We start from the raw sequence: 12,563 nt of genomic DNA, 5'->3' as shown, positions 1-12,563 counted from the left end.
GCAGGGCATCAAACTGTTCGCAAGCTCGGCGGCACATCGTCGTTTACAGCGAGCACAGCGTTTTAAGAAAAGAGTCGGGTCGGTGGCGATGGATCGGACGTTCCGGATCAAGGTGCGCATGCGCCGCTTCAGGCGACAGTACCCCAGAAGCGCCTTCGCGATCCGCTCCTTCATGATCTTCTCGGCGACCTTCGGCGGCGCCTATGGGTTTGTCTCGGGCAGCCGGTCCGAGACGTCCGGCTACGATCCCAATGCGTTTGCGATCGGCGTCAGCTTCCTGTTCGCGCTCGCCTGCCTCGGCCTCGCCACGCTCAGCATGCGCCTGCGCTTCGTCAACAAGCGCATGCGTGCGCTGGCCGCCCACAACGAAACGCTGATCGACCGCAATTGGGAGCTGAAGGAGGCCGAGGAGCGCGCCCGCAGCCTGTTCGAACAGCAGGGCGATCTGATCGTGCTGCGCGACACAAGCGGCCGCATCACCTTCGCCAACGACGCCTATTGCGCGCTTGCCGGACAGGCGCGCGGCGCGCTGGTCGGCACGCGCTTTGACTTCGATGTACTGGAGCAGGGCGACAGCGCTCGCGAGAGCAACGGCACGCGCATTCACGACCAGAAGATCGCAACCCAGCTCGGTGCGAGCTGGATCGCCTGGCGCGAAGGCTATGTCCGCCTCGACGCCGGCCAACCCGCCGAATTGCAGAGCGTCGGACGCGACGTCACCGACCGCACCGAGACCGAGCGTGCGCTGTCCGACGCCCGCGACCAGGCTGACGCCGCCAACCGCGCCAAATCGCGCTTCCTGGCGATGGCGTCGCACGAGATCCGCACGCCGCTCAACGGCATCATCGGCATGGGCGGGCTGCTGCTCGACACCACGCTGACGCCGGAGCAGTCGACCTACGCCAAGGCCGTGAAGACCTCCGGCGAAGCGCTGATGGCGCTGATCGAGGAGTTGCTCGACTATTCCAAAATCGAAGCCGGCAAGCTCGATCTCGAGCAGCGACCCTTCGCGCTCTCGACCCTGATCGAGGACATCACCGAGCTGCTCGCGCCGCGCGCGCAGGCAAAGCAGCTCGAGATCGCCGCCTATGTCGACGAGCGGCTGCCGCTCGAAGTGGTCGGCGATGCCGCGCGGCTGCGCCAGGTGCTGCTCAACCTCGCCGGCAACGCCATCAAGTTCACTGCGAGCGGCGGCGTTGCGCTGATCGTCGAGCCCGGCATCTGGCCGAACGAGATCAGTTTTCTGGTGCGCGACACCGGCATCGGCATTGCGCCGGAAGCGCAACAGCGCATCTTCCGCGAGTTCGAGCAGGCCGACGAACGCGTTGCCCGCACTCATGGCGGCACCGGCCTCGGTCTCGCCATCAGCGAGCGCATCGTCAAGCGCATGGGCGGCCGCATCACGCTCACGAGCGAACCGGGCGAGGGCGCGACCTTCGAGGTCGCGGTCCCGCTGGCGTCATCCGCCGTCGGCGCGGAACAGACGGCGTTCCCGAGTCCCGATCTCGCGGGCAAGTCGATCCTGCTGATCGCCGACGGCATCGAGGCCTCCCTGATCGCGCGGCGGCTGGAGCGCTGGGGCGGCCAGACCTGCATGGTGACGGACGCGACGGTGGCGGAAGCGCTGCTGCCCGAGCGCTCATGGCATTCGGTGCTGATCGATCGCGCGCTTGGCGCTGCCATCGCCGACCGTCTCGGAGAAGCCGCACGCATGCACGCGACGCAACGCCTCGTGCTGCTGACGTCGGGCTCGCGCCACGAGAAGCTCTCGCCGGCCTTCACCGGCTTCCTGGTGAAGCCGCTGCGCGCGGCCTCACTCGCCGCACGCTTGACGCTGCCACCCGAGGTCGCCTCGCCCGATCTCGCGCCGGAGCCATCGACCCCATCCATCGGCGCGGTACCGGCGAAAGGTCTGTCGATTCTCGTCGCCGAGGACAATGAGATCAACGCGCTGTTGATGCGCTCGCTGCTGACGAAACTCGGCCACCGCGTTGTCATCGCCGTCCATGGCGAGGCCGCGCTGGAATCCTGGCTCGGCGCGGCATCGGCCGGCACGCCCTATGATCTCGTGCTGATGGACATCCAGATGCCGCAGCTCGACGGCATCGAAACGACGAAACGAATCCGTGCGCATGAGGCCGCCACAGGCAGCCACCACACGCCGATCCTCGCGCTCACCGCCAATACGCTGGTGGAAGATCGCTATGCCTGCTTTGAAGCGGGCATGAACGGGTTTCTGATCAAGCCGCTCGATCGCGAGAAGCTGGAAGAGGCGCTGGCCGGACTGGCGGCGGCGCGGCAGCTGGCGGTTTGACCGGGATTCCGTAGGAACTCAATCCCGGCCGGCAATCGACAATTGAAATCGACCGCGTCGCGCGTCACCATCCTCTGGGGCATTTTGAACAGAGGATTTCGCATGAACGTGCTGTGCTGCCTCGCTTTCGTGATCCTTCTCTGTGGTTCCACTCACGCCACCGCGGCCGCCAGCCCGGAACTGATCGCCTCGCTCAAGCAAGGCGGCTACGTGCTGGTGTTTCGCCACACCGCCACCGACGACAGCCAAAAGGATCTTTACCCTTTCAAATTCGACGACATGAGCGCCCAGCGTCAGCTCAGTGAGAAGGGTCGCGACATGGCGCGCCAGATCGGGGCGGCCATCAAGGAACTCGCGATCCCGATCGGCGACATCTACACCAGCCGGCTGAACCGCGCGATCGAGGCGGGGAGACTGATCTCCGGCCGCGAGGTCAAGCCGATCGATGCGTTGACGGACAGCAGCAACGCGAATGAGTCGGGCATGGCAAATCCGACGGGTGCAAATGCAAAGGCGGGCCAGGCCGTGCGGCAGCTCGTCGACGCGCCGCCAAAGGCCGGCACCAATACCTTCCTGGTCACCCACAAGACCAACATCGCCGATGCCTTCGGCAAGGATGCCGGGGACGTGCAGGAAGGCGAAGCTTTCGTCTACAAGGCCGGCAGCTCGGGTCCCGCAACCCTTGCAGGACGCATCAAGCTTGCCGACTGGACTGCGAAAGCAGACAAGTGACGGCCCGGACATCAGTCCGGATCATGCTTTGGCAACAGAAGGGCTGGCGAACCAGTGAGAACATCGGAAGACCGCTCATTCCTCATCTTGCTTGCCGCGGTCTCCCTTGCGTTCGGGTGGGTGCTTTGGCCGTTCTCCGGCGCGCTGTTGTGGGCCACGCTTCTAGCGATCATCTTCGCACCACTCTATCGACGCGCCCTGGAAACCCTTCCGGGAAGGCGCAACTTGGTCGCATCGTTCACTGTCGTCGTCGTGATCGTCATGGTCCTCATCCCCGTGGCGGTCGTCATCGCCTCGCTCATCGATCAGGGTGGGGAGCTGTATCAGCGCGCGCAGACTGGGGAGATCAGTTTCGCTCATCCCCTGCAGCAGCTGAAATCCGCGCTGCCCGGTTGGGCCGCTTCCCTGGCGGATCGCTTGGCCGGCATCGACTTTTCGGCCCTGAAGGAACGTCTGTCGAGTCTGGTCGTCCCTGCCGGCCAACAGCTGGCGGGGCACGCCATCAACATCGGTCAGTTGACGCTGGAGTTCGTCGCAAGCTTGCTCGTGATGTTGTACCTGCTGTTCTTCCTGCTCCGCGATGGTGACGAGCTCAACGCACGGATCCGTGACGCGCTCCCGCTGCGGCCGAGCCACACCACCGAGATTCTGAATGCGTTCACCCTCGCGGTTCGCGGGATGATCAAGGGGATCGTTCTCGTTGCCCTGATTCAGGGAGCGCTTGGCGGGCTGATTTTCTGGCTGCTCGGCTTGACGGCGCCGCTGCTCGCGGGCGCCCTCATGGCGCTGCTCTCGCTCCTGCCCGTGCTCGGCTCCGCCCTGGTTTGGGTTCCGGTCGCGCTCTATCTGCTTGTGGCAGGCTCAGTCACGAAAGGGATCATCCTGCTCGCATTCGGAACCTTCGTGATCGGTCTTGCGGACAATTTTCTCCGCCCGATCCTGGTCGGCCAGTCGATCCAAATGCCGAGCTATGTCGTGCTGCTCGCCACCTTGGGCGGCCTTGCGGCTTTCGGAGCGAACGGGTTCGTCATCGGCCCACTCGTCGCGGCGATGTTTCTCACGACGTGGCACATCTTCATCGGCTCGAAAGCGCGACAGGAGACCCGGAAATGACGGTCATGTCGAGCGACGACCCGGCGGTCAGCCGAGCGCCGAATTCGGCCGACGCCGAATGCTAGGCGGCGTGAGCAGCAAAGCGCGGCGCGGACAGCTTGGCCGGCGGCACTGCCGTGCCCTTGAATTTGGTGTCTGCCTGGACCGCGCGCTTGCAATGCGGACACACGAAGAGATGCGCGATGATCGGGGTCGGCTCGTCCGCCAGCAGCTCGGAACGGAACCACTTCATCTCGATATGGCAGTCCGGGCATATCGGTGCTTCGAGATGCTCGGCAGCGCTTCTGAGACGATCAACCATGGGGCCCGTGTGCGTTTCCGAAAGCCATAACCAACTACCCCTCGCCGGTCTGCAACAAAAGATACTCAGCCCGAAATTTAACAAAGAGCCGCGTTCATCAAGGCGGTTACAGCCGCCTCAGCGCCACGCTCGACACCGTGTGGTCGGCGCCCTTCTTCAGGATCAGGGTCGCGCGGGGGCGGGTCGGCAGGATATTGTCCTCGAGATTGGCAAGGTTGGTGCGTTCCCAGATCGCGATCGCGGTGGCGGTGGCCTCCTCGTCCGACAACAGCGCGTAGCGGTTGAAGTAGGATTTCGGATTCGTGAACGCGGTGTCGCGCAGCGACAGGAAGCGCCGGATGTACCACTGCCGTAGCGCGGCCTCGTCGGCGTCGATATAGACCGAGAAATCGAAGAAGTCGGACACCACGGGCACGGCCTTGCCGTCACGCGGCAGCTTGCCGGTCTGCAGCACGTTGACGCCCTCGACGATCAGGATGTCGGGCTGGTCGATCTCGGCCCACTGGTTCGGCACGATGTCGTAGGTCAAATGCGAATAGACCGGCGCGCGCACATGGCGGCGGCCGGCCTTGATGTCGGAGAGGAAGCTGAGCAGCAACGGCAGGTCGTAGCTCTCCGGAAAACCCTTCTTCTGCATGATGCCCTGCCGCTCCAGCACGGCGTTGGGGTACAGAAATCCGTCGGTGGTGATCAGCTCGACTTTGGGGCGCGGCGACCAGCGCGCCAGCAGCGCCTGAAGCACGCGGGCCGTGGTGGATTTTCCAACCGCGACCGAACCGGCGACGCCGATGATGTAGGGCATCTTGCGGTCGCGGATGTTGAGGAACTGGCGCTCCGCGTAATAAAGCCGCTGCATCGCATCGACATAGATCGACAGCAGGCGCGACAGCGGCAGGTAAATGTCCTCGACTTCCTGCAAGTCGAGGCGGTCGTGCAGCGAGCGCAGCCGGTCGAACTCGCCCGGCTCCAGCGTCATCGGCGTGTCGTCGCGGAGTCGCGACCACTCCTCGCGCGTATAGACGCGGTACGGATTATACTGCTGCTCGGGTGCGCGGATATCCATGACGCGATTCTCCACCTCGGCTAGCTGCCGCCCTTGCGCGACGCCTTTTCTTCCAACCCTGACATATTGGTCCGCTTGTCCAATGCGGCCTCGACCTCTTCCAGCTTTACGCCGCGGGCCTTGAGCAACACAAGGAAATGGTAGAGCAGGTCGGCACCTTCGGCGATCAGATGCGCGCGATCGTTTTCGACTGCTGCGATTACGGTTTCGACTGCCTCCTCACCGAACTTCTTGGCGCAATGTTCGGCGCCCTTGTCGAGGAGCTTGCGGGTATAGGACGCCTCGCCACCCGCTGCCGCGCGGGCGTCGATGGTCTCGGCCAGATCGTGGATCGTGAAACGCGGCATACAAATACTCGGAAAACGCGCCTTGGCCGGTATTGGCCGTCTATCCGGCGGGATAAGTCGCTCCCCGCCGATCATGTAGCATTTTTATGGACGGGAGTCGTCAGGCATCGAGGCGCATGGGCAGCCCGCGCCGGGACATGTGCTCCTTGGCTTCGCGGATGGTGAATTCCCCGAAGTGGAAGATCGAGGCAGCCAGCACGGCGGTGGCGTGGCCGTCGCGAATACCGTCGACGAGGTGGTCGAGATTACCGACGCCGCCCGAGGCGATCACGGGAACGGGAATGCTGTCGGCGATCGCCCGGGTCAGCGGGATGTCAAAACCCTGCCGCGTGCCGTCACGGTCCATCGAGGTGAGCAGGATTTCACCGGCGCCGAGCGAGACCACCTCCTGGGCATATTCGATGGCGTCGATGCCGGTCGAGTTGCGGCCGCCATGGGTGAAGATCTCCCAGCGCTCTCCGCCACCGGCGCGCTTGACCCGCTTGGCGTCGATCGCGACCACCACGCACTGCCCGCCGAATTTCTCGGCGGCTTCCTTGACGAACTCACGCCGAGACACCGCGGCGCTGTTGATCGAGACCTTGTCGGCGCCCGCGCGCAGGAGGGTCTTGATGTCGTTGACCTCACGCACGCCGCCGCCCACGGTCACGGGCATGAAACAGGCTTCAGCGGTGCGCCGGACTACGTCCAGCATGATGCCGCGATTCTCATGGGTCGCGGTGATGTCGAGGAAGGTGAGCTCGTCGGCGCCGGCGGCATCATAAGCGATCGCCGCTTCAACGGGGTCACCGGCATCGCGCAAATCGACGAAGTTGACGCCCTTGACGACTCGGCCGTCCTTGACGTCGAGGCAGGGGATCACGCGCACCTTGAACATTGGATGTCTCCTAGGAGGCGCGCGCGTTGCGGATCAAGGTTAGGGCGGAAGCGGGATTGAGCCGGCCGTCATAGAGCGCGCGGCCGGCGATCGCGCCGGCGAGCTTCTTGGCGCGCGGCGTCAGCATCGCCTTGACGTCCTCGATCGAGGCGAGGCCGCCGGAGGCGATCACCGGGATCGAGATCGCATCCGCCAGCGCAATGGTCGCATCGAGATTCAGGCCCTTGAGCAGGCCGTCGCGCGCGATGTCGGTGAAGATGATGGCCGCGACGCCGGCATCCTCGAAACGCCGTGCGATCTCCAGCACCGTCACCTGCGAGGTCTCGGCCCAGCCTTCGACCGCGACCTTGCCGTCACGTGCATCGAGCCCGACCGCGACGCGGCCGGGGAATTTCTTGGCGGCAGCCTTCACCAATTCGGGGTCGCGGACCGCGGCGGTACCGATGATGACACGGGTGATGCCCTTGCCGAGCCAGGCTTCGACAGTCGCGAGATCGCGAATGCCGCCGCCGAGCTGCACCGGAATCGTGATCGTCTTCAGCATCGCCTCGACGGCCTGCGCATTCACCGGCTTGCCGGCAAACGCGCCGTCGAGATCGACGACGTGGAGATACTCAAAGCCCTGCGCGACGAAGCTCGCCGCCTGCGCGGCGGGATTGAGGTTGAACACGGTCGCGCGCGCCATGTCGCCCTGTTCGAGGCGCACGCATTGGCCGTTCTTGAGGTCGATCGCGGGAAAGAGGATCACGGTTTCCATCGCAAAAAATTCGAGATCAGGGCCAAACCAAAGCGCTGGCTCTTCTCGGGGTGAAACTGTGTACCGATGGCGGTATCCTTGCCGACGATCGCGGTGACAGGCCCGCCGTAATCGGCGCGCGCGAGCACGTCCGCCTCGTTGGCGGCATTGAGGTGGTAGGAGTGCACGAAATAAGCGTGCTGGCCCTTGGGGCCGAGCGGCAGCTTGTCCAGCACCGGATGCTCGCGCAGCACATCGAGCGTGTTCCAGCCCATGTGCGGGATCTTCAGGCTCTCGTCGCGCGGCGTGATCTTCTCGACGTCGCCGCCGATCCAGTTCAGGCCTTGCGTGATGACATGCTCCTTGCCGCGGGTGGCGAACAACTGCATGCCGACACAGATGCCGAACATCGGCCGCGCCTTGACGCGCACCGCTTCGGTGATCGCCTCGACCATGCCGTTGACGGCATCGAGCCCGCGCCGGCAATCGGCGAACGCACCGACGCCCGGCAGCACCAGGCGGTCGGCGCTGTAGGCCTGGTCCGGATCGCTGGTGACGAACACCTTTTGCGGGTTGTCCATGCTGCGCGCGGCGCGCTCGAACGCCTTGGCAGCCGAATGCAGATTGCCGGAACCGTAATCGATGATGGCGACGCTCATCTTGACCCTCCCGGTTCTGGAAACAAACCAATGATGCCACCCGCCGGCATCGGCGGCGGATTGGAGAATTGCTGACCCGGCACGTTGCGGGTCGGCGGTGGGCCGCCGCGATCGACGGCCCATTGATCGTTGACGATGCCGCGCTGCTTCTGGCTCCAGCGCTCGAAGAAGCGGTGCTCGGCGGTATCCTCATCGTCGGAAATGACCACGTCGAGCTGCCGCCATTTACCGCGCGACAGCGTCCAGCGGCGCAGGCTGGAGGCCTCGAATCCCATCAGGAGCGCGACGATGACGTCGGCGAAGAAGATCGACGATCGGCCGACGCCGAGGCTGGACAGCCCGACATTGAAGGCGGCAACGAAGATCAGCCAGCCGATCAGCGCCAGCCACAGCCGATTCCACAGCAGCCAGAACGGTCCGAAGATCATCGCCCAGAAATGGAAGCCGTCGCGCACGAAGACGAACTTGTCGGTCGCGCGCAGATCGGCTCCGGCAGGTGAGGGAGCATGAACTGTGTAGACGGACATGGCGATGCCCCGTTCCCTAGGAATTCAGTGATACCGCAAGCGGCGTGCGCCGCCGGCCGAAAGACGTCAGCCGCCGAGCGAGCCCTTGGTGGAGGGGATTTCGCCCACCGTCTTCGGGTCGATCGCAACGGCCGTCCGCAGCGCCCGCGCCAGACCCTTGAAGCAGGACTCGGCGATATGGTGGCTGTTATCGCCATATAGGGTCTCGACGTGAAGAGTCACGCCGGCATTCATGGCGAAGGCCTGGAACCACTCCCGCACCAGCTCGGTGTCGAACTCGCCGATCTTGTCGCGGGGGAAGTCGACCTTGAACACCAGGACCGGGCGGCCCGAGATGTCGATGACCACGCGCGACAGCGTCTCGTCCATGGGCATGTGCACGCCGGCATAGCGGGTGATGCCCGCCATGTTGCCGAGCGCCTGCTTGATCGCCTGGCCGAGCGCGATGCCGGTGTCTTCGGTGGTATGGTGATGATCAATGTGCAGATCGCCGACCGCCTTGACCGTGAGGTCGATGCGGGAATGGCGGGCGAGGAGATCGAGCATATGGTCGAAAAAGCCGATGCCGGTCGCGATATTGGACACGCCGGAGCCATCGAGGTTCACGGTGACCTCGATGTCGGTTTCCTTGGTCTTGCGCTTGATCGTCGCGGTGCGCATCAAAACTAGCTTTCATCCTCGTTCGGGGCCGAAAACGCCGGTCTTTTAACAGCCAAATGACGCCTTCGCTACTGCGGGAACGGCTGGCCGGGCCTCTACTTCTGCCTATGGTGAGCGAAATTGGTCCCGGAGCGGCCCGTTGTGCCTCCGCTCCGGACCGCCTAAATCAGCCCGGACAACGAGGGTCACTTATGCAGGCTTCCCAGAACAGCTCGCCGGTCTGGCACGGCACCACGATTTTGACGGTCCGCAAGGGCGGCACGGTGGTGGTCGGCGGCGACGGCCAGGTCTCGATCGGCCAGACCGTGATCAAGCACAACGCCCGGAAGGTCCGGAAACTCGGCAAGGGCGACGTCATCGGCGGCTTTGCCGGCGCAACGGCCGACGCCTTCACGCTGTTTGAGCGTTTGGAAGCCAAACTCGAGCAATATCCGGGGCAATTGACCCGGGCCGCGGTCGAGCTCGCCAAGGACTGGCGCACCGACCGTTATTTGCGGCGGCTGGAGGCCATGATGATCGTGGCCGATAAGGACGTCTCCCTAGTGCTGACAGGCACCGGCGACGTGCTGGAGCCCGAAGCCGGCGTGATGGCGATCGGCTCCGGCGGGAATTACGCGCTGGCAGCCGCCCGCGCCCTGCTCGACACCGACAAGGACGCCGAGACCATCGTCCGCCGCTCCCTCGACATCGCCGCCGACATCTGCGTCTACACCAACCGCAATGTAACCGTCGAAGCGCTGTCGGCCGGGTAGGACTTGGCCCTCGCCTACACCTTCCGCCCGATGACCGCGGACGACCTGCCGCTGATCCGGCGATGGCTGGGCGAGGCACATGTGCGGGACTGGTGGGGCGATCCGGACGAGCAGTTCGCGCTCGTGAGCGGCGATCTTGATGAGCCGGACATGGACCAGTTCATCGTGTTGGCCGGCGACAAGCCGTTCGGCTATCTTCAATGCTACCGCCTGACCGCCTGGAATACGGGTCTTGGGCCGCAACCGGAGGGCACGCGTGGCATCGATCAATTCATCGGCGAAAGCGACATGATCGGGCGCGGGCACGGTTCGGCATTCATCCGCCAATTCGCCGACGCGCAGTTGCGGCAGGGCCTGCCGCGCATCGTCACTGATCCTGATCCGCTCAACGCGCGCGCCGTGCGTGCCTATGAGAAGGCCGGCTTTGTCCGCGACCGCATCGAGACGCCCGACGGGCCGGCGCTGCTGATGGTGCGCGCGCCATGACGCTGGCAACCACGCATGAGAGCAGGGCCGCGTTTCCGCCGCTCGCCTGGGTCGGCATCGCGCTGCTGCTGCTGGCGATGCAGGCCTCGATCCTGCTCGCGATGGGTCGGGTGCCGATCTGCACCTGCGGCTACGTCAAGCTGTGGCATGGCGTGGTGAACAGCTCGGAAAATTCGCAGCACATCGCCGACTGGTACACCTTCTCGCACATCCTGCACGGCTTCCTGTTCTATGGCTTGACTTGGCTGCTGTTCGCGCGGCTGCCATTCGTGTCTCTATCCTGGCCCGCGCGCCTGATCATCGCAATGCTGATCGAAGGCGCCTGGGAGATCGTCGAGAACTCGCCTTTCATCATCGAACGCTACCGCGCCGACACGATCTCGCTGGATTATTTCGGCGACAGCATCGTCAATTCGGTCTCTGACAATCTGTCCATGATGCTGGGCTTCCTCGCGGCGCGCCTGCTGCCTGTATCAGTGACCGTTCTGCTCGGGCTCGCCTTCGAAATCATGCTGGCGCTCCATATTCGCGACAATCTGACGCTCAATATCCTGATGCTGATCCATCCGATCGAAGCCGTGAAACAATGGCAATCGGGTCCGCCGATCATCTGACGGCAAAAAAAGCGGCTTGTCCCGCCCCGCATCTGATCCTAGCTAAGGTCCCATGACAGACTTCTCCCCCCGCGAAATTGTTTCCGAACTCGACCGTTTCATCGTCGGCCAGGCCGATGCCAAGCGCGCCGTCTCGATCGCGCTGCGCAACCGCTGGCGGCGGCAGCAACTCGAAGGTTCCTTGCGCGAGGAGGTGCTGCCGAAGAACATTTTGATGATCGGCCCGACCGGCGTCGGCAAGACCGAGATCGCGCGGCGGCTCGCCAAGCTGGCCAACGCGCCGTTCCTGAAGGTGGAAGCAACGAAATTCACCGAGGTCGGCTATGTCGGCCGCGACGTCGAGCAGATCGTGCGCGATCTCGTCGAGGTCGCGATCGCCCAGGTCCGCGAGCGCAAGCGCAAGGACGTGCAGGCACGCGCGCAGCTCGCCGCCGAGGAGCGCGTCCTCGACGCCCTGGTCGGCGCCAATTCCAGCGCGGCGACGCGGGACTCCTTCCGCAAGAAGCTGCGCGCGGGCGAGCTCAACGACAAGGAAATCGAGATCGAGACGCAAGGCGGCGGCAGCGGCTTTCCGATGTTCGAGATCCCGGGCATGCCCGGCGCGCAGATGGGCGCGGTCTCGATCGGCGACATCTTCGGCAAGCTGGGCGGACGCAGCAAGACGCGGCGGCTGACGGTGGAGAGCTCGCACGAGATCCTCGTCAACGAGGAATCCGACAAGCTGCTCGACAGCGATCAGTTGACGCTGGAGGCGATCAGCGCGGTCGAGAACAACGGCATCGTGTTTCTGGACGAGATCGACAAGATCTGCGCCCGCGAAGGCCGCGCCGGCGGCGACGTCTCGCGCGAGGGCGTGCAGCGCGACCTGCTGCCGCTGATCGAGGGCACCACGGTCTCGACCAAGCACGGCGCGGTGAAGACCGACCACATCCTGTTCATTGCCTCCGGCGCCTTCCACGTCGCCAAGCCGTCCGATTTGTTGCCGGAACTGCAGGGCCGCCTGCCGATCCGCGTCGAGCTGCAGGCGCTGACCCGCGACGACATGCGTCGCATCCTGACCGAGCCCGAGGCCTCGCTGATCAAGCAATATATCGCGCTGATGCAGACCGAGGGCGTCACGCTCGACATCACCGACAACGCCATCGACGCGCTGGCGGACGTCGCAGTGGCCGTCAATTCCACCGTCGAGAACATCGGCGCGCGGCGGCTGCAGACCGTGATGGAGCGGGTGCTGGACGAGATCTCCTTCACCGCCCCCGACCGCAGCGGCGAGACCGTCAGGGTCGATGCCGATTTCGTGCAGAAGCACGTCGGCGACCTCGCCAAGAACGCGGATTTGAGCCGGTTCATTTTGTAAATCCGGGCGGCCGCGCTATGGATGC

The 12,563-nt window shown here is 64.5% G+C and carries 15 protein-coding genes; 7 read left to right on the top strand and 8 right to left on the bottom strand.

Going from position 1 to position 12,563, the window contains the following annotated elements:
* The first annotated feature begins 88 nt into the window (after positions 1 to 88).
* From AC0L3P_RS34555 to AC0L3P_RS34545, 3 genes are all read left to right on the top strand, one after another.
* A complete protein-coding gene (locus AC0L3P_RS34555; RefSeq protein WP_473308709.1) occupies positions 89 to 2,314 on the top strand; it encodes an ATP-binding protein in 2,226 nt (741 codons plus the stop codon).
* 102 nt (positions 2,315 to 2,416) lie between these two features.
* The gene (locus AC0L3P_RS34550) at positions 2,417 to 3,046 is read left to right on the top strand and encodes a histidine phosphatase family protein (RefSeq protein WP_473308720.1); all 630 of its coding nucleotides are present in this window, start codon (positions 2,417 to 2,419) and stop codon (positions 3,044 to 3,046) included.
* A 54-nt stretch (positions 3,047 to 3,100) separates the two neighbouring features.
* Positions 3,101 to 4,159 carry an AI-2E family transporter gene (locus AC0L3P_RS34545; RefSeq protein WP_473308708.1) on the top strand — a complete coding sequence of 353 codons (1,059 nt, stop codon included), beginning with the start codon at positions 3,101 to 3,103 and terminating at the stop codon, positions 4,157 to 4,159.
* A 61-nt stretch (positions 4,160 to 4,220) separates the two neighbouring features.
* On the opposite strand, the gene AC0L3P_RS34540 is transcribed toward AC0L3P_RS34545, so the two are convergent.
* The 8 genes from AC0L3P_RS34540 to hisB all read right to left on the bottom strand — a co-directional run bounded on the left by AC0L3P_RS34540 (position 4,221) and on the right by hisB (position 9,329).
* Positions 4,221 to 4,460, bottom strand: a complete 240-nt coding sequence (locus AC0L3P_RS34540) for a hypothetical protein (RefSeq protein WP_275168963.1) — start codon at positions 4,458 to 4,460, stop codon at positions 4,221 to 4,223.
* A gap of 106 nt (positions 4,461 to 4,566) precedes the next feature.
* Entirely contained in the window at positions 4,567 to 5,523 is a 957-nt protein-coding gene (gene coaA / locus AC0L3P_RS34535; RefSeq protein ID WP_027514807.1) for a type I pantothenate kinase, read from the bottom strand.
* Positions 5,524 to 5,543: 20 nt separating this feature from the next.
* Positions 5,544 to 5,870 carry a phosphoribosyl-ATP diphosphatase gene (locus tag AC0L3P_RS34530; protein ID WP_007598445.1) on the bottom strand — a complete coding sequence of 109 codons (327 nt, stop codon included), beginning with the start codon at positions 5,868 to 5,870 and terminating at the stop codon, positions 5,544 to 5,546.
* A 100-nt stretch (positions 5,871 to 5,970) separates the two neighbouring features.
* On the bottom strand, positions 5,971 to 6,747 hold the full coding sequence (gene hisF, locus AC0L3P_RS34525) for an imidazole glycerol phosphate synthase subunit HisF (RefSeq protein WP_007604055.1): 777 nt from the start codon (positions 6,745 to 6,747) through the stop codon (positions 5,971 to 5,973).
* 10 nt (positions 6,748 to 6,757) lie between these two features.
* Positions 6,758 to 7,504: a 1-(5-phosphoribosyl)-5-[(5-phosphoribosylamino)methylideneamino]imidazole-4-carboxamide isomerase gene (hisA, locus tag AC0L3P_RS34520; RefSeq protein ID WP_473308707.1), complete on the bottom strand. Its 747-nt coding sequence runs from the start codon at positions 7,502 to 7,504 to the stop codon at positions 6,758 to 6,760.
* Positions 7,492 to 8,142 (bottom strand): imidazole glycerol phosphate synthase subunit HisH, encoded by a 651-nt coding sequence (gene hisH / locus AC0L3P_RS34515; RefSeq protein ID WP_027514809.1) that lies wholly within the window; start codon positions 8,140 to 8,142, stop codon positions 7,492 to 7,494. The genes hisA and hisH overlap by 13 nt, the downstream gene beginning before the upstream one ends.
* Entirely contained in the window at positions 8,139 to 8,669 is a 531-nt protein-coding gene (locus AC0L3P_RS34510; RefSeq protein WP_275168967.1) for a DUF2628 domain-containing protein, read from the bottom strand. The genes hisH and AC0L3P_RS34510 overlap by 4 nt, the downstream gene beginning before the upstream one ends.
* A 66-nt stretch (positions 8,670 to 8,735) precedes the next feature.
* On the bottom strand, positions 8,736 to 9,329 hold the full coding sequence (gene hisB / locus AC0L3P_RS34505) for an imidazoleglycerol-phosphate dehydratase HisB (RefSeq protein WP_473308706.1): 594 nt from the start codon (positions 9,327 to 9,329) through the stop codon (positions 8,736 to 8,738).
* Positions 9,330 to 9,520: 191 nt separating this feature from the next.
* On the opposite strand from hisB, the gene hslV reads away from it, so the two are divergent.
* Genes hslV through hslU form a run of 4 tightly spaced genes read left to right on the top strand, consistent with a single transcriptional unit; the run spans position 9,521 to position 12,538 of the window.
* On the top strand, positions 9,521 to 10,081 hold the full coding sequence (gene hslV / locus AC0L3P_RS34500; protein WP_354064981.1) for an ATP-dependent protease subunit HslV: 561 nt from the start codon (positions 9,521 to 9,523) through the stop codon (positions 10,079 to 10,081).
* A 3-nt stretch (positions 10,082 to 10,084) separates the two neighbouring features.
* On the top strand, positions 10,085 to 10,567 hold the full coding sequence (locus AC0L3P_RS34495) for a GNAT family N-acetyltransferase (RefSeq protein WP_473308705.1): 483 nt from the start codon (positions 10,085 to 10,087) through the stop codon (positions 10,565 to 10,567).
* On the top strand, positions 10,564 to 11,181 hold the full coding sequence (locus AC0L3P_RS34490) for a DUF2585 domain-containing protein (RefSeq protein ID WP_473308704.1): 618 nt from the start codon (positions 10,564 to 10,566) through the stop codon (positions 11,179 to 11,181). Before AC0L3P_RS34495 ends, AC0L3P_RS34490 begins: the two co-directional genes overlap by 4 nt.
* Positions 11,182 to 11,233: 52 nt before the next feature.
* Positions 11,234 to 12,538, top strand: coding sequence for an ATP-dependent protease ATPase subunit HslU (gene hslU, locus AC0L3P_RS34485; RefSeq protein WP_354064975.1), 1,305 nt, complete (start codon positions 11,234 to 11,236; stop codon positions 12,536 to 12,538).
* The last annotated feature ends 25 nt before the right edge of the window (positions 12,539 to 12,563 follow it).

The organism is Bradyrhizobium sp. WSM4874, assembly GCF_055811835.1.
This window is presented reverse-complemented; position numbering and strand designations above follow the sequence as displayed.